The sequence below is a fragment of the Planotetraspora sp. GP83 genome (assembly GCF_041262585.1).
GTDB lineage: Bacteria > Actinomycetota > Actinomycetes > Streptosporangiales > Streptosporangiaceae > JAOEGB01.
This window is the reverse complement of record NZ_JBGCBZ010000021.1, coordinates 63,680-83,730: the sequence shown is the minus strand read 5'-3', so window position 1 is coordinate 83,730 and position 20,051 is coordinate 63,680. Positions and strand designations below refer to the sequence as shown.

Here is a 20,051-nt window from a genome sequence, read left to right as displayed (position 1 = left end):
CGAAAAGGGGATGGAAATGAGCACCACGAGAACCGAACTCGGCGAGCTGTCCGCCGTGGGCGCCGAACTCGACGAGAGCGCGCTGCTCGGCATTCACGGCGGCCAGCGGGTCGAGGTCTCCATGGGGACCTACATCGACCCGCCGGGCGTCTGCTGCGCCGACTGACGAAACCGGCCGCATCACACGGGGGCGCCGTTCCGGCGTCCCCGTCTCGTCTTTCGGCGGGGCTCGGCCGTTCTCCAACCGGTCGCAAGCGAGATCCAAGCGGGGCCTCGCAGGGTGAGGGGGAAAGCCCACCCGCACAGAGGCCGTACACCGGCCAGACCCAGGCCACGTAGAGGCCGCACAGGGGGAAACCCGTGTCCGCACCGCACGTTCTCGTCCTGACCGGCGACGGAGACTCGCACGCCGAGCGGGTCGGCGGCCTGCTCACCGCGCGCGGCGCGCGCGTCACGGTGTTCGACCACCGGCACTATCCGGCGAAGGCGCACGTCGAGCTGACGTACCCCCGCGGCGAGCCCGTCCGCCGTCTGCTCCGCGCCGAGACCGGCACGGTCGACCTCGGCTCGCTGACCGCCCTGTGGTGGCGCCGTCCGCTTCCGCCTGCCGCCCACCCGGAGCTGACCGACCCCGCGGTCGCGGAGCACGCCGCGCGGGAGAGCCAGGCTCTGATCTCCGACCTCTGGGAGCACCTGCCGTGCCGCAAGGTGCCCGCGGCGGAGTCAGTGTTCCGGCGGGCCGGGCGCAAGTCGTCGCAGCTGCTCCTGGCGGCCGAGCTCGGCTTCGCGATCCCGGAGACGCTGATCGCGACGCGGGCCGAGGCGCTGTGGGACTTCCACGACCGCCACGACGGCCGGATCGTCACCAAGCCGTTCGGCGCGCCGTGGGTCGAGAACCTCCGAGGCGGGGGCACGATCTCCCGGTTCTGCGAGCCGGTTTCGCCTCGCGACGTGGCCTACGCGGACGCCCTGCGGTTCTGCCCGGTCATCGTGCAGGAGTACGTCCCCAAACGGGTGGAGCTGCGCGTCACCGTCGTCGGCCGGCGGGTCTTCGCCGCCGAGATCCACTCGCAGGCGGCCAACCGGTCGCGTCTGGACTGGCGACGGTACAACACGGACGTCACACCCCACCGGGTGCACCGGCTTCCCGGCGACGTCGCCCGGCGGTGCCTGGCCATGGCGGACCGCCTCGGCCTGCTGTACGGCGCCTTCGACCTGATCCTCACTCCGGCGGGCGAGTACGTCTTCCTGGAGGTCAATCCCAACGGCCAGTGGCTCTGGATCGAGGAGCTGACCGGCCTGCCGATCAGCCAGGCCATCTGCGACCTCCTCCTGGAAGGATCCTGATCATGACCAGCGTGACGGAAGCGGCCACCGGCGCCGTGACGGACGGCGTCCTCGGCGACGCGCTGCGGTGGCTGCGCGAGCTGGACGGAACGACGCCGGACGAGGCGCGTAAGCGGCTCGACGGACTGCGCGCGGCCCATCCCGGGGGTCGGCATGCGGCTGGTGTGGCAGCGCGAGGCCGCCACCGGCGACTACCACTACGACCTGCTCCTCCCCTCCCCCGGTGGCACCGTGTCTCTGGCCTTCGCCCCTGACCGCGCGATCCCCTGGCCTCTGCGCGGCGGTCAGCGGTCGGGCGAGCAGCTCGTTCTCCGGGTCAACGGCACGGACGTGCTCATCGAGCAGGCCGTCTCCCTGCTGGACGCGCTGTGGGACGCGGGGCTGGCGATCCGCCTGGTCAACGCCTGCCTGGTGGAGGAGGCCGTCGCCGCGGCGCGGGCCGATCCGGCCGACGAGGAGCTGCAGCGCGCGATGGACGCCTTCCGCCGGGCCCGTGGTCTGCTCACCACACGGGCGACCCAGGCGTGGATGGCCGAACGCGGGATCGGCCACGCCCGGCTGGAGGAGGTCGTCGCCGCCGAGGCGGCGGTGGCGTCGCTGCGGGCCCGGGTCACGGCCGGGCGGGCCGAGGACTACTTCGCCGAGCACCGTGACGCCTTCGACCGCCTCCGGGTCGTACGGCTCCGCTACGGCGACGCCGCCGAGGCCGGGAGCGCGGCGGCCCGCCTCCGCGACGGGGAGGAGCCGATCGTCCTGGCCACGGAGGCCATGCTGGGCGGCCTGGCCACCTGCCGGATGGAGGGCAACCACAGGGAGGACCTCGTCGCCCTCCACGGCGAGCAGGCCGGGGACGCGCGGGCGGGCGCGGTCCTCGGGCCGCACAGGCTGGACGACGGGGGCTCCGCCGTGACCTGTGTGCTGGCCGTGGAGCCCGCGGCTCTGGACGAGATCACCAGGAAGGTCGTCGAGCGGCGCCTCTTCGACTCCTGGCTGCGGGACCGGCGCCGGGAGGCCCACGTGGAGTGGTTCTGGGGCAGCACGGCACGCACGGACGAGCTCACCGCCCAGCTCAAAGCCTGACACCCCCACCCCGGCGTGATCATACACGGAGTCCCGGACATGCCCCGGGAGCTGCGCGTCTCTCGCTCGTGATCTGCGCCCTACGACGTCCTTGCGGCTATCGGCGTCATAGCCGTACCGCGTGCTCCTCGGACGTCCGTGGAGTCACCATTGGGGCGGCCTTTGCGCGCGGCTCGCTAGCGTGCGTCGTACGAGACGAGGGGACGACCGCGATGCCCATGACACGACGGCCTGACAGTCCGCAGAGGACCGGCGAGGCGTGAGGCTCGAGGGGGCCCGAGTCCTGATCACCGGGGGCTCGTCGGGCATCGGGGCCGCCACCGCCCGCGCCATGGCGGGTAAGCGCGCCTGCCTCGTGTTGTCCGGGCGCGACGAGCGAAGATTGCAGGCAATCGCCTCGGAGACGGGCGGCCGGGCCGTCCCCGCCGACGTCATCACGGACGCGGCCGGGCTGGCCGAGCGTGCCGGGCCCGTGGACGTCCTCGTGAGCAACGCCGGAGAGGGCTGGGCCGGGCCGCTCACCGCGATGCCGGACGACGCCATCGAGCGGGTGATCGCCGTCAACCTGACGGCCCCGATCACGCTCGCCAAGTTGCTTCTGCCCGCCATGATCGAGCGCGGACGAGGCCACGTGGTCTTCGTCGCCTCGATCGCGGGCGCCGTCGGCGTGCCCGGTGAGGCGGTGTACTCGGCGGCCAAGGCGGGGCTTCTCGTCTTCGCCGAGAGCCTGCGCCAAGAGGCCGCCGGAATGTGCGCAGGCATAGGGGTGTCCGTCGTGCTGCCCGGCGTCGTCGACACGCCGTTCTTCGCCCGGCGCGGTGCTCCGTACGCCCGCCGTTGGCCTGCTCCGATCCCGCCCGAGCGCGTGGCCAGGGCGATCACCCGGACGGTGGAGCGCGATCAGGCGGAGGCGTTCGTGCCGGGCTGGCTGCGGCTGCCCGCCCGTCTGAGGGGCGCCGCGCCCGGACCTTTCAGGGTGCTGGCCGCGCTCAGTGGCCGCGCATCGCGCGGAGCGACTCCCTGAGCGAACCGAGAGTGGCGAAGACGGCGGTGGGCTCGTACCCGCAATGGGCCATGCAGTTGGCGCACCGGGGGTCACGGCCCCTGCCGTAGGAGCTCCAATCCGTGGTCTCGATCAGCTCCCGGTAGGTCGCGGCGTAGCCGTCCGCCATCAGGTAGCAGGGCCGCTGCCAGCCGAAGACCGAATACGACGGGATGGCCCACGCGGTGCACGGGAAGTCGACCTTTCCCTCCAGGAAGTCGAGGAACAGCGGCGAGTGGTTGAACCGCCATCGCCCGCGGTTGCCCCCGGCGAAGGCCTCGCGGAACAGCTCCCGGGTCTCTCGCACCCCGAGGAAGCAGTCCTGGTCCGGCGCCTTGTCGTAGGCGTATCCGGGGGAGATCATCATCTCGTCCACACGCAGGTCGTCGTTGAGGAAGTCGAGCACCTCGACCACCGTCCGCGCGCTGTCGGTGTTGAAGAACGTGGTGTTCGTGGTGATCCGGAAGCCCCGGCGCCGGCACTCCCGCACCGCCGCGACGGCCTCGTCGAACACGCCCTCCTTGCACACCGAGGCGTCGTGACGCTCGCGTAACCCGTCGATGTGGACGGTCCAGGCGAAGTACGGCGAGGGCGTGAACTGGTCGATCTTCCTGGGAATGAGCAGCGCGTTGGTGCACAGGAAGACGTATCTCCTACGCGCCACGAGCTCCCGGACCATCTCGCCGATCTGCGGATGCATGAGCGGCTCGCCGCCCGCGATCGACACCATGGGCGCCCCGCACTCCTCCACCGCGGCGACGGCCCGCTCGACGGACATCCGCTGTTTCAGCACGTCGGCAGGGTGCTGGATCTTGCCGCATCCCGCGCATTTCAGGTTGCAGGCGAACAGCGGCTCCAGCTCCACCAGCAGCGGGAACTTCGCGCGGCGGCGGAGTCTCTGGCGGAGGATGTACGCGCTGACGCGCAGGCTCTGCCGGATCGGCATCGGCATCAGGACCCGACCTCCTTCGGTAACGCGAAGTGGCGCGCGAGGACCGGGCCCACCCGGCGGAGAACACGGCAGGCCGCCCGTCCCTGCCGCAGGGTGGCCACGCTGAGCAGGGGAAAGGCAGGGGTGTCGACGATCACACGCACGACGGCGAACGGCAGGCCGCCCGCTGTGAACGCGAGAGGACCGCTCTCCATGTCGACCGCTCGCACTCCCCGCCCGGCGAGACGGCCGCGTTCCCTTCCCGTCACGATGTGATCGCGGGTGGCCAGCGGCCCCGTCTGGACGGTCAGCCCCGCACTCGCCAGGTCTCGGGCCAGGAGCCCCGCCGACGGGCACGGCACCACTGCGCCGCCGAAGCGGACCTCGCTCGCCACCAGGACGTCGCCGGGGTGGAGGCCGTCGTCGGCGGAGCCTCCGAAGCCGGTCACGGCCAGCGCGCCGAAGCCCGTCAGCCGCCCGGCCGCGCGGCGAGCCCGGGACGGCCCGAACCCGGTGCGGACGACCCGCACATCGGATGAGGCGGGAAGGCCGCGGCGGACGGCGAGCGTCTCGATCCTCAGCGCGGCGCAGATGACCAGGCCGCTCGGTGTCATGGCGGCCCCTCGCGGGTGAGGTAGCGGCCGAGGGCGCTGATCGGGAAGACGAGCCGGTAGAGGTGGTAGTTGATGTAGAAGTCTCCGGGGAATCCGGTCCCGGTGAAGTGGGGCTCGTCCCAGGTGCCGTCCGGACGCTGGCGGCGGACGAGCCATTCGACGCCCCTCTCGACCGCCGGGGTCCGCTCCCCCGCCGCGAGCAGTGCCATGAGCGCCCATGCGGTCTGGGACGGCGTGGACTCGCCGCGCCCGATCCAGGCGGGATCGTCATAGGAGCGCATGTCCTCTCCCCAGCCGCCGTCGCCGTTCTGATGGTTCTCCAGCCAGGTGACGGCCCGCCGTACGCACGTGGCGTCCGGGCGCACGCCCGCCGCGATGAGGGCGGGGAGCACGGCTCCAGTGCCGTACACGTGGTTGGCGCCCCAGCGGCCGAACCAGGATCCGCCCGGTTCCTGCGCCTTGAGCAGCCAGACGACGGCCCGCCGTACGACGCCGGAGTGGGCGTGTCCCTCGGCCGCCAGCGCCTCGACGACGTGGGCCGTCACATCGGCGGACGGTGGGTCGATGACGGCGCCGAAGTCGCAGAACGGCAGGCGGGTGCACAGTTCGCGGGTGTTGTCGGCGTCGAAGGCCGCGAAGCCGCCGTCTTTGGAGGCCATTCCCGTCATCCAGCGAAGCGCGCGGCCGATGACCGGCCGCACATCCGGATGGCTCACCCGGCGGAGGGCCAGGATCGTCTCGGCGGTGTCGTCGACGTCCGGATACCAGTCGTTGTCGAACTCGAACGCCCAGCCGCCCGGCGGCAGCGACGGCCGCCGCACGGCCCAGTCGCCCGGGCCCCTGATCTCCTGGCCCGCCATCCACCCGGCGGCCTGGCCCAGGGCGGCATGGTCGCCGGGGAGACCCGCGTCGAGCAGGGCGTTCATCGCGAGGGCGGTGTCCCACACCGGCGACTGGCATGCCTCCAGCCTGCGGCCCCTCTCGTCCCGGACGGTGAACCGGTCGAGCCCTTCCACGCCCCGCCGCATCACGGGATGAGCGATGTCGTAGCCGCACAGGTTGAGGGCGATCAGGGAGTACACCCATGGGGGCTGGATGCCGCCCCAGCAGCCGTCGAGCTCCTGCCTGGCCACGATCCACTCGGCGGCCCGCCTCATGGCGGCGCGCCTCAGGCTCCCGACCGGCCGCCGCTCGTAGCCGTGCAGCCCCCGGTCGAGGGCCCTGAACACCGCGTCCCAGCCCGGCACCGCGTCCCGGCCCGCCCGTTGACGGGTCCGCGCGGAACGCCCGGTGCGCAGCTCGGCGAGGCCGAACGGCAGCGGGCGGACCGGCCGCCGCGCGCTCACGATGGTGAGCGGCACGATCGTCTGCCGGGCCCAGCAGGCCCAGTCGTAGACGTTGAGCGGGAACCACGACGGCAGGAAGATCAGCTCCGGCGGGAGGACCGGCAACCTCTCCCAGGGCCACTGCCCGAACATCGCCAGCCAGATGCGGGTGAACACGCGGGCGCCCTCGATGCCGCCGGCCTGCCGTACGAAATCGGCCGCGGCGCGCATGTGCGGGGCGGAGGGGAGGTCACCGGCGAGCCGCAGCGCGACGTACGCCTCGACGGTGGTGGAGAGATCACCCGGCCCGCCGTGGAAGTTGGCCCACGTGCCGTCGTCCCGCTGCTCCGAGCGGATCCAGCGGGCCGCCTCGGCGGTGTCCTCAGGCGCGCGGATGCCCAGGAACTCGCGGAGCAGCAGGTCCTCGGCGTCCATGGTCACGTTGGTCTGCAGTTCGCCCTTCCACCACCCTTCGGGCGACTGGAGGCCCAGCAGGTGGTCGCGGGCCGCGTCCAGGGTGAGCCGTACGCCTGAGACGGGCGGGGCGGCGCGGAGCGTGGTCATGACGGCGACCCGTCGGCCTGTCCCAGGCGCAGATGGCGCCTGACCAGCCGGGCCGCGTCGAGCCCGCTGCGGACGGCCCCCTCCATCGTGTCCGGCCAGCCGGTGTCGGTCCACGCGCCGGCCAGGCAGAGCCCCGGCCAGCGGGTCGCCGCCGCCGGGCGGAGGGCGCCGCTGCCGGGCGCCTGGCGGAACGTCGCCCGCCGCTCCCTCGTGACGAAGAAGTCGGTGACGAGCGCCCGGGCCGCCTCGGGGAAGAGCCGCTCCAACTCGGGGACGAACTCCGCCCGCACCCGCGAGACCGACGTGTCGATCCACCGGTGCGCGGCGGACACGGACACGGTGAGGTACTGCCCCTCGCCCAGGCCGCCGGCGGCCGTCTTGTCGAAGACCCACTGCACCGGTGAGCCGACGACGGCGGCGAACGGCAGACGGGTGACCGGCCGGTCATAGACGACGTGCACGTTGACGATCGGGCTGGCGTCGAGGCCGCTCCACCGTGCCCGATCAGGGGCGGCCTGCTCGGGAACGAGCTTCGCGGCCTGCTCGTGAGGCGTCGCGACGATGACGGCGGACGCCTCGATCCTCGTGCCCTTCACGACGATCGCGGGCCCCGGCTCGACCGCCTCGACCCTCGCCGACAGCCGGACCCGGCCGCCGCCCTTGACGATGGCCGCCTCCGCCGCGGTGCTGTGGAGCTCGCCGAGCGGCACGGCGGGAACGCCGATGTCGGCGGCGTCCGCCCGGCCCAGCAGGGCCGTCTGGAAGACCATCGCCGCCGGTCCGAGGGCCGCCTCGTCGGCTCCCACGTTGAGGGCCGCCACGGCGAACAGCTCCCAGAGGGCCTGCCTGGCGGCGTCGCGCTGGCCGTGGGCGGCGAGCCAGCTTCCCAGGTCGATCTGGTCGAGGGCCGGGTCGGCCGGGTCGAGCCTGCGCAGCGCGAGCGAACCGCGCACCGCCCGCGCCCTGTCCGCCGGGCGAAGCAGGGAGTACGTCACGAGCGCCGGAAGAAGGTGGAGCGGCCCCGGCAACGCGGCCCGGCGCAGACGGCCCGTCCGCCCGTCGGGCGTGAGGACGGGGACGTCGAACCGGTCCTGGAGCCGCACCCGCCGGGAGCCGTCCAGACGGTCGAGCAGCCCCCGATAGGCCGTGCAGCAGCGGAGGAAGACGTGCTGGCCGTTGTCGACCGCGAGGCCGTCCCGCCGGAAGGAGTGGGCCGCGCCACCGAGCCTGGGACGAGCCTCGTACACCGTCACGGGGCACCCGGCCTCCCCCAGCGCCAAGGCGGCGGCGATGCCCGCGAGCCCGCCGCCGACGATCGCGACCGGTGCCGCCGGGGCGCTCATCGGCCCGCTCCCGCGACGGCTCGCGCGGCGACCATGGCCTTCTCCCACGAAGGGACCGACAGGCGCGCGGTCAGCACCTCGGCCGGATCCGCGGCGATCCGGGCGAGAAGGCGCTGGTAGATGCCCGCCATCACCCCGGCGCAGGCGGCGCTGCGCCGGTCGAGCATGGGCAGCAGGCGCGTCCCGGTCGTGTACCAGCCGAGCGCCCGGTCGGCCTCGAACCGGATCAGCTGGGCCAGCCGCTCCGGGGGGTCGGCGAACCGGCCCGAGGAGTCCAGGCCGAGGGTGCATCCGAACCGTTCGAGGTCCTCGGCCGGCAGGTAGGTCCGGCCGGCGAGGCGATCCTCGTACAGGTCCCGGAGAATGTTGGTGAGCTGGAGGGCCACCCCGAGGGCGTCCGCCAGCCGCGCGGCCTCGGTCTGTCCCTCTGCCGGGGCTTCCGTCCCGGCGCGGCGGGTGGGGACGCCGGTGATCCGGCTGCCGTTGGCGCGCATGCCGGGGGAGCCGTCGCTGTCGGGGCGGATGACCGTGACGGCGGTGTTCTGGACGACGGGCTCCTGGACGACGGGGTCCCGAATGCCGGCGTCCCGGCTACGGCCGGTCCCTGTGTCCCTGCTGGTGTCCCGGCTGCTGGTGTCCTGGGTGCTCGTGTCCTGGGTCCCGAAGACGCCCAGGGAGAGCCGTCCGATCGATCCGGCGACGCGGCGGCAGTAGGTCAGCAGATCGTCGAATCGCTCGTAGGCGGCCCCGTTGACGTCCGCCTCGCAGCCGTCGATCAGGTCCTCGAACGCCGTGAGCGGGATCGGATAGCGGCCGGCCGCGTCGTGCAGCGCGACCAGCACCGGGTCGCCCGAATCGGGCGGTAGGTCGCGCAGTGCCGCGCGCGCCTTCTTCAGCGAGGACAGCCGCTCGTCCGCCGGCCTGTCGCTGTCGCCGATGTCGTCGATCCGCCGGGCGAACGCGTAGACCGCGCTCAGCGCGCGCCGTTTGGGTCCCGGGAGCAGCCGGATCCCGTAGGAGAAGTTCCGCGCCCTCAGTCGGACGACCTGTTCGCAGTGCCGGTAGGCATCGGACGCGGTCACAGGTTCACCTCCCTCTCGCGAGCACGCGCAGCCACGCGCTCAGCAGTCCTGTACGGCGGGGCCGTACCGCCCGTCCGAGGACGTCGTAGCCCTCGCGTTCCAGCGCGGCGACGGTGGCGAGGCCGCCCGCGACGTAACCGGCCACGGCGATGCGGGGAAACCCGGTCAGCGACGCCGCGAGCGGCACGCCCTCGTCGAGCAGCCGCCGGGCGCGGGCGACCTGCACCGCGACGACCCGGCGCACACGGGCAGGCGTGGAACCGGAACCGCTCACCGGCCCGCCCGCCAAGCCACCCGCCGCGGCACCCGTGGGGCCGCCGCCCCCAATGCCGTCCGACAGGTCACGCTCGGCGCAACCGAAGCGACGGAGGTCCTCCCCAGGCAGGTAGACACGGCCGCGCGCGTAGTCCTCGCCGATGTCCTGGCAGTGTTCGAGGACCTGGAGGGCCGAGCAGACCCGGTCCGACAGGGCCAGCCGCAGGGGGGAGGCCGCGCCGAATATGTGCAGGACGATGTGCCCGACGGGGTTGGCGGACAGCGCGCAGTAGGCCAGCAGGTCGGCGAAGGTGCCGTAGCGGGTCACCGTCTGGTCGCACCGGTTGGCCCTGACCAGCCGGTGGAACGGCTCAGCCGGAACGGAGCAGGCCCCGACGGTCGAGGCGAGCACGCGGGTGACCGGCAGGCGCGGAGTGCGCCCGGCGTAGAGGCGGTCCAGGTCGGCCTCGACGGTGTCGAGCAGATGGGGCCGTTCCGCGGGCGCTGCCTCGTCACCGATGTCGTCGACGAACCGCGCGAAGCCGTACACCGCGAGGAGGTGGCGACGGTGCTCGCGCGGCAGCAGCCGCGACGCCACCGGGAAGTTCTCCCGGCGTGCCCTGAGCGCGACGTTGCGGACGTCGCCTCCCCCCGAAGACATGCATTCAGGGTCTCCGCCGCGAGTGACCGCAAAACACCACACCACGACCACGGGCTTTTACGCGGGTGACTCCGCGCAAGGCCTATCTCGCGCGAGTGGTCGCCCTCTCCGGGACATGTCCAGAGGGTTCTCCCCGTCAGGCGGCGCAAAGGCGGACGCGCCTTTCTGCTCCGTTTGCGGAGCGGGCCAGGAGTAAAGCCTGCCGCCCTCAGGCGCGGTCCCTCTCAAGCGGGCGCACGGCCGCCCTCGGGGAAGGAACCGGGGTGCGGTGCCCGGCCCAGGAGCCCTCTCCCGCGGAGGAACCGCCCTGGTGGAGGCCAGTTAAGCGAGGTGGCCGTGATCAGACAGTGGTCCGACCCGGAGGCCGGCGGAACGGCACCGATCCACCAGCTCCCCGAGGGCTCCGAGGGCCGACCGCCACGCGCCGGGGGCGGAGGTGTGGTCGGAGTCATGCAGCAGGACGGTCGCCCCGCCGCGCAGGCCGGGTTCGAGGGTCTTCAGCACGGAGATGGGGGTGGCCGAGCGCGTCCAGTCCTTGGCCCAGGCCGTCCAGAGGACGGGTCGCAGCCCCCAGCGACGGGCCGCGACCAGGGTCTCGGCGCTGAGCACGCCGTAGGGCGGCCGGTACCACACCGGGCGGACTCCGGTGACGGCGGTGACCAGGCCGGCCGCCCTGCCGATCTCGGCCGTCACCCGGCCCGGCCGGGTGAGGAGCGCGTTGTCGTGCCGCCAGCCGTGGACCGCCATCTCGTGACCCTCCTCGGCGATGCGGCGGCCGAGGGCGGGGCCGCGTTCCAGCATCTCGCCCAGGACGAAGAAGGTGGCCCGGCAGCGCAGCCGCGCCAGCTCGTCGAGGAACGAGGGCGTCGACTCAGGGTCGGGCCCGTCGTCGAAGGTCAGCGCGACATGGTCGGGGGCTCCAGCACCGGCGAGACCGGGCAGCCGGCGTCGTACGGCGGGCAGCCAGGTGGCGGCGGGGCCGGCGTGCAGCAGGGCCATGCCGGCGATCCCGAGCGCGAGGCGGTTCATCACCTCCAAGTGTGCGGGACGCACCCGGCGGCACCGGCGCGGGGTGGGGTGCTCATCCTGACCGCGAGCATGGGGGCCGGGCACGACGGAGTCGCGGTGGAGCTGGCCAGGCGGCTCGCCGCGGACGGCATCCCAGCCGACGTCGCCGACGTGCTGGAGTTGCTGCCGATGCGGCTCGGGCCCGCACTGCGCCGCTGGTACGGCTGGATGATGCGCTCCGCGCCCTGGCTCTACGCGCTGATCTACCGCGTCTTCTTCACAACCGGCCCGTCGCGGGGGCAGACGGGCCCGGCGTCGCCGCTGACGGTGCTGGCGGCGAAGCGGCTGCGGCGGCTGGTGCGCCGCCGCCGGCCCGCCGAGGTCGTCTCGACCTTCCACCTGGCCGCGCAGGCGGCCGGGCGCCTCCGGGAGCGTGGGAAGCTGCCCGTTCCCAGCACGGTCCTCGTCACCGACTTCGCCGTCCACCGGCTCTGGCTGCATCGGGGCAATGACAGGTATCTGTGCGCCGACCCCGCGTCGGCCCTCGCCGTGACCGCCGCGACCGGCCGCCCCGCCCACCTCCACGCGCCCGTCGTACGCCCCGAGTTCCGTACGGCACGTGCTGATCCAGAACGGGCTGATCGTCAACGGATCGTGCCGCGGATCGGCGCGGGGCCAGGCGACCGGCTGGTGCTGGTCTCGGCGGGCTCGTGGGGGGTGGGCGAGGTCGGGGAGACCGCGCGGGCCGTGGCGCGCTCGGGGCGGTATGTGCCCGTCGTCCTCTGCGGGCACAACGACGCCCTGCGCCGCGGGCTCGAAAGGGCCGGGCAGGGCATCGCCCTGGGCTGGCGGGACGACATGCCGGAGCTGCTGGCGTCGGCATACGCGCTGGTGGACAACGCGGCGGGACTGACCTGCAGGGAGGCGTTCGCGGCGGGCGTGCCCGTCGTCTGCTACCGCCCGATCCCGGGGCATGGCCGGGACGGCGCCCGCGCGATGGCGGCGGCCGGGCTGAGCGACTACGCCACGAGCGCGGCGGGGCTGCTCGCCGCCCTCGACCGGCTCGACGGGACCCCCGAGCGCGACCGGCGGATCGCCCGGGGATGGGCGCTGTTCAGCTCTGCCTCCGCCGAGTCTCTTCTCGGCTGCCGGTCTGGGTGACCTGCTGGGCCCGCACCAGGTCGGCGGTCGACCGCGACAGCAGGACGCTGCCGTAGAGGATCAGGCCGATCCCGAGGGCCTCCGGCACGACCCACGGACCCGACCGGACGTCCTCGCCGAACAGTGCGACGCCGAACAGGATGCTCGCCACGGGGTCGGTCACGGTCAGCGCGGGCTGGACGGCCACCAGCGTTCCGCTCTGGAAGGCGTTCTGCAGCAGGAAGACGCTGCACAGGCCGGCGGCCACCATGGAGTAGAAGAACCAGGAGGTCAGCACGGCGGGCGGGTCCTCGGTCAGGATGCGAATGGTCTCCTTCATGAGCGCCGCGGTGAAGGCGAACGCGAGCGCCGCGGCCACGCCCAGCAGCGCCGCCCGTGGCTCGCCTCGGCTGAGCCTGGCGGTCGCGACCACGACCGCGACCAGCCCGGCGGTCACGACGGCCGCCAGCCACCATACGTATGTCTCGGGCACCTCGTGTCCCTCTGCCGGGCCGGCCGCGATCAGGAACATCGCGAGCCCGGAGGTGAGGATGCCGACGGCCAGCCACGTCACCGGCCGGACGGGGAACCGGAACGTCCAGGCCCCGAGGACCATCGCGATGGGCAGCTCGGTGACGAGCAGCGGCTGCACCAGGGAGAGCCCGCCGAAGCCCAGCGCGGCCGCCTGGAACACGAAGCCCCCGGTGAGGGCGAGGATGCCGCCGAGCCACGACGGACGCCTGATCAGGTCCAGGATCAGGGTCAGCCGGAACGCCTCGCTCGCCGGCGCGGTGCGGGCGGCCCGTCGCTGGAGCACGGAGGCGATGGCGTTGCAGGCCGCGGCCAGCAGCGCGAGTGGCACGGCGATCATGGATGCTCGACTTCCGGGCGGTTTCCCCATACCGCCGACCACGCGTCACACCGCGGCGCGGAAGCGGTTCTCCCCCCTTCGTGCCCGCATCGGAGCCGGTCAACCCGGCGGGCCAGGCCGCCGGGGCCGCTCCGGCGGGCCGTGATATCTGGGGGGCTATACGGGGATGAAGACCCAGGACGGGGACTTCTCACCCGGCTCGTACGGCGAGTCCAGACGCTTGCCGACCACTCCGGGGAGGCCCTGTTCCTTCGCCGCCCGCCGTACGGCCTGGGCCTGGCCCGGCCAGCTCGGAGCGGTCTGCCAGCGCGGGCCGCCGATCGCCAGCTCGTCCAGCGTGGCCCGGCGACGCTCGTACGGCTCGCCCAGCAGGACCCTGCCGTCGTCGTAGACCACGTCATAGCAGACGTAGACCGGCGTTCCGCCCAGAGCGACGATCTCTCCGTCGAGGACCACCCCCCGGCTCCCGAACGACGGGGCCATCGTCCGCAGCCAGCCGTGCTTCCCGGTGACGTCCGCCCCGTCGGCGGAGCGCAGGGTGAGCCTGCCGCCCTCGACGTACGCCAGCGCGCGTGATCCTCCCCACGCGAACTCCCAGGCGTACCGGTCGACGTCACGAGGGGCCTTGGCCCGGGTCACGGGCGTCATCGGAGCGAGCGGCGCGGGGGCAGGCCGCCACGAGCCGTCCGGCGGGTCCATCCGGTGGATCATCCAGTTCCGGCCGCGTGTCTGGAACAGCACGTATCGCCCCGAGGCGCGGGAGCCGCGCAGAACCACCTTGACCTCGCGGTCGCTCCACTTCTCGGTCTCGTACCTTCCGCGGTCCCAGATCGTCATGGTGCCCCCGCCGTACTCGCCCTGTGGGATCTCGCCCTCGAACTGGGCGTACTCCATGGGGTGGTCCTCGGTGTGCACGGCGAGGTGGTTGGTGCCGGGGTCCGGGGGCAGCCCCTTCGGGATCGCCCAGGAGACGAGCACGCCGTCGCGCTCCAGCCGCAGGTCCCAGTGGAGAGACCGCGCGTGGTGCTCCTGGATCACGAACGTGTCGTCGTCGCCGTGCGGCAGCGGCCCCTCTTCCGGGATCGGCTCACGCGTGCGCCGGGGGTCGCGCTTTCCTCGGTAAGGCTCAAGTTTGTCCGCCACGCCGATGGTCCTACCCGCGTGGCGGCGGAGAGATCAGGCCCGCTTGGCGATCGCGATGATCAGCGGCTGGACCAGGCGGGCGGCCAGCGGGCCGAAGGCCGCGAGGATGAGAACGTACGCGGCCGCGACCGGCCCCAGATCGGGATGGGCTCCGGCGGTCACGGCGAGGCCCGCGATGACGATGTTGAACTCGCCGCGCGGGATCAGCGCCATGCCGGCACGCACCCGCCCCGCCCGCGCGATGCCCGCCCTCCGGGCTGCGTACGCCCCGGTGACCAGTTTGGTGACCATGCTGACCAGCGCGAGCAGCGCCGCCAGCCCGGCCACCGGACCGATCTTGGCCGGGTCGGTCTGCAGACCGAAGAAGACGAAGAACATGGCTGCGAACAGGTCCCGCATCGGGAGCAGCAGCGCCTGGGCGCCCTCGGCCAGTTTTCCCGACAGGACGATGCCCACGAGGAACGCCCCCACGGCCGCCGACACGTGCAGTTGCTGCGCCACCCCGGCGACCAGCAGCGCGAGGCCGACCATCTTCAGCACGAGCACCTCGGGATTGGGTCTGGCCATGAACACCTGGATGAGCCTCCCGCCGCGGAGCGCGACCAGCAGCACCACGCTCACCGTGGCCAGCGCGATCCCCACCGTGAGCGCGCCGCCCACGAAGCTCAGCCCCGCCAGCATGGCGGTCAGGATGGGCAGGTAGATCGCCATGGCGAGTTCCTCGAACACCAGCAGCGACAGCACGACCGGGGTCTCACGGTTGCCGATCCACCCGAGGTCGGACAGGATCCTGGCGGTGATGCTGGAGGACGTGGCATAGGTCATCCCGGCCATGGCCACGGCGGCGACCGGACCCCACCCCAGCAACAGGGCGCAGACCGCCCCGGGCGTGGCGTTGACCACCACGTCGACGATCCCCGCGCGGGAGTTGCCCTTCAGGCTGGTCACCAGCTCATCGGCGTTGTACTCCAGGCCGAGGGGCAGCATCACGAGAATGACGCCCAACTGGGCGCCGACACTGACGAACTCCTTGCTGGTCGTCAGGGGCAGGATGCCTCCGGTGCCGAACGCGAGTCCGGCGATCAGGTAGAGCGGGATGGGCGAGACGCCGACGCGCAGGGCCAGCGCCCCCAGCACACCGAGACCGAGCAGGACCGCGCCGAACTCAAGAAAGAGAATCGCCGTCTGATGCACCCGCTGGCCTAACCGTCGGACACGATGCCGGCGACGGCCCCGGTGCTATCCGGGCTGCCCACGACGACCACGACGTCGCCTGCGGCCAGCGGGAAGTCGGGAGCGGGGCTCGCGACGACCTGCCCGGCGCGGACGACCGCCACGATCGACGCCCCCGTGCGGGTGCGCACCCGCGCCTCCCCCATCGGCCGTCCGGCGTACGGCGAGCCGGGCGGGATCGGCAGCTGCAGGCTGACCAGCCCCTCGACCTCCTGGTGCAGGTCGTTGAGGCGCTGCACGATCCGGGGGGCACCGAGCAGCTCAGCCAGCGCGTCGGCCTCCGCGTCGTTCAGTTTGACAGTCTCGCGGGCGCGATCGCAGTCGCCGGGATCATAGATGACCAGGTCACGGCCGCCCGTACGGTGGGAGACCACCCCGATCCGCCGCCCGGATCGCGTGCTGAACTCATGCCGCAACCCGATCCCAGGCAGCGCCGTCTGCTCGACCTCCACCCGTCCCCCAAAGTGCGCAGACCGCCAGTTATCGCCCTTACCGTACCAATTCGGGCATTCGTGGCGGCTTGCGCTAGAGGGAGATCTTCGCCCTCTCGATGACCTCCTCCGTCGTCAGCGGGCTCTTCGGGTGGTGGCTGAGGCACAGGGGAGCCTGCGTCTTCCGCAAGGCCGCTCCCTCGACGGCCGCGTAGAACTGACCGGTGCTCAGCTTCCCGAAGTCGGTGACGGCGCTACCCTTGGCCCGCGCCATCTCCTTCGCGGCCTCGATCTGGATCGGGCTGTTCAGAAGGCCGAAGAACTGGGTCGCGGCGTTCCCCGGAATCCGGTTGTGCAGCCCCTTCGGCGCCTGCGTCGCGAAAACCAGGCCGAGGCCGTACTTCCGCGCCTGGGACGCCAGCGCCAGCGTGCTCTGCGTGCACGCGGTCATGACACCGGACGGCGCGAACGTCTGCGCCTCGTCCATCACGAACAGGCCGCCCAGCGGCCGCTCCCCGGCCGGATGTCTCTTGATCCAGGCGAACAGCGCCATCTGCAGCTGGTTGACGAAGCTCTGCCGCTGGCTGTCCGACTGCAGGCCGACGAAGCTGATCACCGACACGCGGGCCCTCTTTCCCGGCGGAGGTGTCAGCAGCAGACCGGGATCCACGGGGGTGCCACCGCCGCCGAACAGCGGGTCGTTCACCATGGCGGCGGTGAGGAGCTGGGCCAGGTCGGCCGCGATCTTCTCGGCGTTGTCGAGTCTGCTGACGCCCTCCGGCAGCGCCGACAGCAGCTCGACGAGACCCTTGAGGCTCGTTCCGCGCCCACGCCCGTAATGCCGTACGGCCTCCCGGAGCACCGCCAGCCCGAGATGGGCCTTGTGCGTGTTCGCCAGCAGCTTCACGCGGGGCGCGATGGACGCGACGGCCGCGTCCACCGCCTCGCCGAACTCGTCGGCGTCGTCCAGGACACTGCCGAAGTCGGGCAGCGGCTGAAAGCTGAGCGGGCGTCCCCCCTCGCGCCGCGGCGTCCAGACCACCACGTCGGTGTTCGCGAAGTAGTCCTCGGCCTTCGCCGCGTCTTCCGCCGTCCACTGGGCGGGCGCCTCCGGCCACCTGTCCCCCAGGCGCGCCAGGTCGTTGTTCGGGTCGAGCACGATGGCCGACACGCCTCGCAGCGCGCACTCCTCGACCAGGCGGCGGATCAGCACGGTCTTGCCGGATCCCGACCCGGCGAAGATCGCCGTGTGCTTTCTGAACGCCTCGAGGCCGACGCTCACCGTCGCCTCGTCCGCGATCGCCACGCCAACCGGAACGTACGGCCCGGCCCCGGGCGTGGCCATCACGGGAGGCGCGATCTCACCGCCTTCCCGGAGACCTCCGCCGGCCTCCGGTTTGGCCCGCTCGGCGGCGTTCTCACCGGTGCTCGGACTGCGCTCCGACCCCTGTCCGGCCGGAACGGCCAAAGCGTCGCCAAGGGCCTCAGAGAGCACCATGACCTGGCGAGCCGGCCTGCGGTCGGCGAGCCAGGCGTGCAGGTGCGGGAGGTTCTCGGCCAGAAGGACCCGGAGCGCGGAGAGGACCTTGAGATCCCCTTCCGCGATTGGGAGTGTCCTGCCGCCGGCCTGCTCGAAGGCCGCGATGGTCTCCCGCGTCTTGGCTCCGGGCGACCACGGTGTCCTCCGCAGCAGGAACAACCGTCGCTTGGGGACCTCGGCGTTCAGCCCGGCCGCCACGGAAGCGCTGCGCACGCGGTGAAGGGCGGCGATGGCGTTGCCTGAGGCTATCGCGCGGAAGCTCCAGTGCTCCTCGTCCTCGGTGGCCTCGTCCAGGCTGCGCCGGAGCCGGGCGTGCAGGGGCGGCTTCGCGCTCGGCGGCGCGTCCTGGGTGAACGCCCGTCCCGCCTCACCCTGCTCGGCGATCCAGGCGGTGAGACCGGCCGACAGCAACCCCGGCATCACCGCGTCCTCGGTCGCGGCGTCGATCGCCGCCGAGATGTCCGCCGCGTCCCTGAGCTCGGCGAACCGGGCGTCAAGGGCGGCCAGCTCATCCTCCCGGCCGACCGGTTCGGCCGGTCCGACCCGAGAAGGATCATCCGGCCCCACCGATTCAGGAGTGATGAAGCTCTCCAGCTCCGTGACCTCCCCGCTGAGGCGGCACGACCGGATATGGCTGTCAATCTTGATCAGAAGCTGCCGTGGGGTGAAACCCGGAGCGTCGTCGAGGGCGGACGGCTTCACCGGCCACGTCGGGTACGGCGGGCGGAAGCCGGCGGCCCGGAACTGCGCCCCCAGCCGTTTCTCGACGAGAGCGCGACCCGTGTCGGCATCGGGAATCGTCTTGAGATGGACGGGTTTCCGGAACCGGTCCTGGACGGTGTCGGTGGCGTACTTCTCGATCAGAACCCAGGTGGCCGGAATGCAGGACAGCACCGTCAGCGTCCGGCGCGTCATCTCCCGGAGCGCCATCAGGCCATGGGCCACCTGCTCGATTTCCAGCGCTTCCCGCCAGTCGATCTTCCCCTGGTCGCCGGTCAGGGTCGCCTTGGCGATGAGGGAATCGATCTGATCGACCGCGATGATGGACGGTCCAGTGAGGGCGAGGAGGCGGGACAGATCCCTGACGATCTCTTGCGGCGACTTCTGCCCCTGTCGTATGCCCCACTTCGCCCGCTCTCCCGGCTCCTCCTCGGGCTGGGATCCAAGGAAGCTGTCACCGATCGCCTGTGCGTTGAGATCGGTGGATGCGCACAGGACCAGTGCCCTAGCGGTGTCCTGGCCTTCCCTGCCCACACGACGGTCGAAGTGCCATAACGCCTCGATGAAGGTGTCGAGGGCTTCCACGGACAGCGGCCCGTCCCCGATCACCTCACGCCGGACCATGCGCGGCACTCCGACCGTTTGCGACAGGCGGCGCAGGAACATCTTGAGCTGGCTCTCGCCGTCCAGTTCACGCGAGAGGCCGTCGAGGAGCGACACCACGACGCTCTCCCAGAAGGTCCTGGCGTCCAGCAGACTCACCAGGAAGAAGTAGCCGCCATCCTCCTGGACCTTCTCGCGGACCCAGCCCAGCAAGTGGGTCTTCCCCGTGCCTCGCTGCCCCTGGATGACGAGGCCGATCGGGCTGGAACCGCTGCTCTCCGTCGCCTCGGCCACGCCGTCCAGTACGGCTTGCACGATGTTCAGATGAAGCGCCCGCACATGGAACAGCGACGGACGCCAGACGTCATCGGCCGCGATCACCGTGTTGAACCTGAGCGCCGCCAGAGCGCCGAGTTCGCCGGTCGCCATCATGCCCCGATCGACAGGTGGTGCTTCTGCTGGTCACCGATGACCACTGCGGCGTCGCGGTCCTTCGCCGAAAGGTCTTTCTGGTTCGACTCGGGGACGATGTTCACGTCAGGCATGTGGTTCATCCGGCTCAACTCATGATCGACCTCCGTTCTCGTGGCACCGCCGAGGAGGGGCCGAAGCTCCGTGAGGCTCACCCAGGCACCCGGCTTCTCCGCGAGCTGGGCGTAGACGGCACGGATCCGGGACTCAAGGTCGGACTCGGCGACGGACATCGCTGAACGCGCGGCGGACGGGGCGAAGGGCATGCCGACCGGCTCGGGCGATGGGGCGGAATCCGAGTCCTCCGGAGGAGCGAACAGGACATCGGCGAGCGTCTGATCGGTCCGGTCCAGAAAGCCCTGCAGACCGACGTTCAGGGCACGGATGATGGCGCCGGCCGCTCCGGTGGGCGCCGCGATCTCCGCACGAAATTCCTCGGCCGCGCGTGCCCATCCCCTGTCGGTCAGCACATGCGCGAGCGCGCGACCCTTTTTCGAACTCTCGATGAGCTTCAGGTCGTTCAGATGCTCGCGGCCCTTCGCCTTCAGTGCGAAGCCGTAACGTTTCTCGAAGTCCGGGTTGGAGACTTCTCCTGCCTCCACCATGAGCACCAGCAGAGCGGCTGTTTCGGGGAGGGACAGTTTCGG

At 72.1% G+C, this 20,051-nt stretch carries 18 protein-coding genes; 5 read left to right on the top strand and 13 right to left on the bottom strand.

Annotated features, from left to right (window positions below):
• Nucleotides 1–16: 16 nt before the first annotated feature.
• From ABH927_RS26415 to ABH927_RS26400, 4 genes are all read left to right on the top strand, one after another.
• On the top strand, nucleotides 17–166 hold the full coding sequence (locus tag ABH927_RS26415; protein WP_370025831.1) for a hypothetical protein: 150 nt from the start codon (nucleotides 17–19) through the stop codon (nucleotides 164–166).
• Between the two features lie 194 nt (nucleotides 167–360).
• On the top strand, nucleotides 361–1,347 hold the full coding sequence (locus tag ABH927_RS26410; protein ID WP_370025829.1) for an MvdC/MvdD family ATP grasp protein: 987 nt from the start codon (nucleotides 361–363) through the stop codon (nucleotides 1,345–1,347).
• 138 nt (nucleotides 1,348–1,485) lie between these two features.
• The gene (locus ABH927_RS26405) at nucleotides 1,486–2,427 is read left to right on the top strand and encodes a TIGR04500 family putative peptide maturation system protein (protein ID WP_370025919.1); all 942 of its coding nucleotides are present in this window, start codon (nucleotides 1,486–1,488) and stop codon (nucleotides 2,425–2,427) included.
• A gap of 259 nt (nucleotides 2,428–2,686) precedes the next feature.
• Entirely contained in the window at nucleotides 2,687–3,451 is a 765-nt protein-coding gene (locus ABH927_RS26400; RefSeq protein WP_370025827.1) for an SDR family NAD(P)-dependent oxidoreductase, read from the top strand.
• On the opposite strand, the gene hpnH is transcribed toward ABH927_RS26400, so the two are convergent.
• The 7 genes from hpnH to ABH927_RS26365 all read right to left on the bottom strand — a co-directional run bounded on the left by hpnH (nucleotide 3,417) and on the right by ABH927_RS26365 (nucleotide 11,273).
• The gene (gene hpnH / locus ABH927_RS26395; protein ID WP_370025826.1) at nucleotides 3,417–4,421 is read right to left on the bottom strand and encodes an adenosyl-hopene transferase HpnH; all 1,005 of its coding nucleotides are present in this window, start codon (nucleotides 4,419–4,421) and stop codon (nucleotides 3,417–3,419) included. The two genes, ABH927_RS26400 and hpnH, sit on opposite strands and share 35 nt — an antisense overlap.
• Entirely contained in the window at nucleotides 4,421–5,014 is a 594-nt protein-coding gene (locus ABH927_RS26390) for a hypothetical protein (RefSeq protein ID WP_370025825.1), read from the bottom strand. The genes hpnH and ABH927_RS26390 overlap by 1 nt, the downstream gene beginning before the upstream one ends.
• A complete protein-coding gene (shc, locus tag ABH927_RS26385) occupies nucleotides 5,011–6,903 on the bottom strand; it encodes a squalene--hopene cyclase (RefSeq protein ID WP_370025823.1) in 1,893 nt (630 codons plus the stop codon). The genes ABH927_RS26390 and shc overlap by 4 nt, the downstream gene beginning before the upstream one ends.
• Nucleotides 6,900–8,246, bottom strand: coding sequence for a hydroxysqualene dehydroxylase HpnE (gene hpnE / locus ABH927_RS26380; RefSeq protein WP_370025821.1), 1,347 nt, complete (start codon nucleotides 8,244–8,246; stop codon nucleotides 6,900–6,902). The genes shc and hpnE overlap by 4 nt, the downstream gene beginning before the upstream one ends.
• Nucleotides 8,243–9,328 carry a phytoene/squalene synthase family protein gene (locus tag ABH927_RS26375; protein WP_370025819.1) on the bottom strand — a complete coding sequence of 362 codons (1,086 nt, stop codon included), beginning with the start codon at nucleotides 9,326–9,328 and terminating at the stop codon, nucleotides 8,243–8,245. The genes hpnE and ABH927_RS26375 overlap by 4 nt, the downstream gene beginning before the upstream one ends.
• Nucleotides 9,329–9,332: 4 nt before the next feature.
• Nucleotides 9,333–10,244 (bottom strand): squalene synthase HpnC, encoded by a 912-nt coding sequence (gene hpnC, locus ABH927_RS26370; RefSeq protein ID WP_370025817.1) that lies wholly within the window; start codon nucleotides 10,242–10,244, stop codon nucleotides 9,333–9,335.
• A 321-nt stretch (nucleotides 10,245–10,565) separates the two neighbouring features.
• Entirely contained in the window at nucleotides 10,566–11,273 is a 708-nt protein-coding gene (locus ABH927_RS26365; RefSeq protein ID WP_370025815.1) for a polysaccharide deacetylase family protein, read from the bottom strand.
• A 48-nt stretch (nucleotides 11,274–11,321) separates the two neighbouring features.
• On the opposite strand from ABH927_RS26365, the gene ABH927_RS26360 reads away from it, so the two are divergent.
• Complete coding sequence (locus ABH927_RS26360; protein WP_370025813.1) at nucleotides 11,322–12,413, top strand: MGDG synthase family glycosyltransferase; 1,092 nt, start codon at nucleotides 11,322–11,324, stop codon at nucleotides 12,411–12,413.
• Here the strand turns inward: ABH927_RS26360 and ABH927_RS26355 are convergent.
• The 6 genes from ABH927_RS26355 to ABH927_RS26330 all read right to left on the bottom strand — a co-directional run bounded on the left by ABH927_RS26355 (nucleotide 12,367) and on the right by ABH927_RS26330 (nucleotide 20,009).
• Nucleotides 12,367–13,263, bottom strand: a complete 897-nt coding sequence (locus tag ABH927_RS26355) for a DMT family transporter (protein ID WP_370025811.1) — start codon at nucleotides 13,261–13,263, stop codon at nucleotides 12,367–12,369. The genes ABH927_RS26360 and ABH927_RS26355 overlap by 47 nt on opposite strands.
• Nucleotides 13,264–13,419: 156 nt before the next feature.
• Nucleotides 13,420–14,406 carry a DNA polymerase ligase N-terminal domain-containing protein gene (locus ABH927_RS26350; RefSeq protein WP_370025809.1) on the bottom strand — a complete coding sequence of 329 codons (987 nt, stop codon included), beginning with the start codon at nucleotides 14,404–14,406 and terminating at the stop codon, nucleotides 13,420–13,422.
• 33 nt (nucleotides 14,407–14,439) lie between these two features.
• Nucleotides 14,440–15,600 carry a cation:proton antiporter gene (locus tag ABH927_RS26345; protein WP_370025807.1) on the bottom strand — a complete coding sequence of 387 codons (1,161 nt, stop codon included), beginning with the start codon at nucleotides 15,598–15,600 and terminating at the stop codon, nucleotides 14,440–14,442.
• Nucleotides 15,601–15,608: 8 nt separating this feature from the next.
• Nucleotides 15,609–16,091 (bottom strand): cation:proton antiporter regulatory subunit, encoded by a 483-nt coding sequence (locus ABH927_RS26340; protein WP_370025805.1) that lies wholly within the window; start codon nucleotides 16,089–16,091, stop codon nucleotides 15,609–15,611.
• Nucleotides 16,092–16,164: 73 nt separating this feature from the next.
• A complete protein-coding gene (locus ABH927_RS26335) occupies nucleotides 16,165–19,365 on the bottom strand; it encodes a helicase HerA domain-containing protein (protein WP_370025804.1) in 3,201 nt (1,066 codons plus the stop codon).
• Nucleotides 19,362–20,009, bottom strand: a complete 648-nt coding sequence (locus ABH927_RS26330) for a hypothetical protein (protein WP_370025802.1) — start codon at nucleotides 20,007–20,009, stop codon at nucleotides 19,362–19,364. The genes ABH927_RS26335 and ABH927_RS26330 overlap by 4 nt, the downstream gene beginning before the upstream one ends.
• Nucleotides 20,010–20,051: the final 42 nt, after the last annotated feature.

Excerpts from the sequence above, each read along its gene's own strand:
- hpnE (WP_370025821.1), bottom strand. The coding sequence starts at position 8,246 with ATGAGCGCCCCGGCGGCACCGGTCGCGATCGTCGGCGGCGGGCTCGCG.
- ABH927_RS26355 (WP_370025811.1), bottom strand. The coding sequence starts at position 13,263 with ATGATCGCCGTGCCACTCGCGCTGCTGGCCGCGGCCTGCAACGCCATC.
- ABH927_RS26390 (WP_370025825.1), bottom strand. The coding sequence starts at position 5,014 with ATGACACCGAGCGGCCTGGTCATCTGCGCCGCGCTGAGGATCGAGACG.
- ABH927_RS26330 (WP_370025802.1), bottom strand. The coding sequence starts at position 20,009 with ATGGTGGAGGCAGGAGAAGTCTCCAACCCGGACTTCGAGAAACGTTAC.
- ABH927_RS26415 (WP_370025831.1), top strand. The coding sequence starts at position 17 with ATGAGCACCACGAGAACCGAACTCGGCGAGCTGTCCGCCGTGGGCGCC.
- ABH927_RS26365 (WP_370025815.1), bottom strand. The coding sequence starts at position 11,273 with ATGAACCGCCTCGCGCTCGGGATCGCCGGCATGGCCCTGCTGCACGCC.
- hpnC (WP_370025817.1), bottom strand. The coding sequence starts at position 10,244 with ATGTCTTCGGGGGGAGGCGACGTCCGCAACGTCGCGCTCAGGGCACGC.
- hpnH (WP_370025826.1), bottom strand. The coding sequence starts at position 4,421 with ATGCCGATGCCGATCCGGCAGAGCCTGCGCGTCAGCGCGTACATCCTC.
- shc (WP_370025823.1), bottom strand. The coding sequence starts at position 6,903 with ATGACCACGCTCCGCGCCGCCCCGCCCGTCTCAGGCGTACGGCTCACC.
- ABH927_RS26335 (WP_370025804.1), bottom strand. The coding sequence starts at position 19,365 with ATGATGGCGACCGGCGAACTCGGCGCTCTGGCGGCGCTCAGGTTCAAC.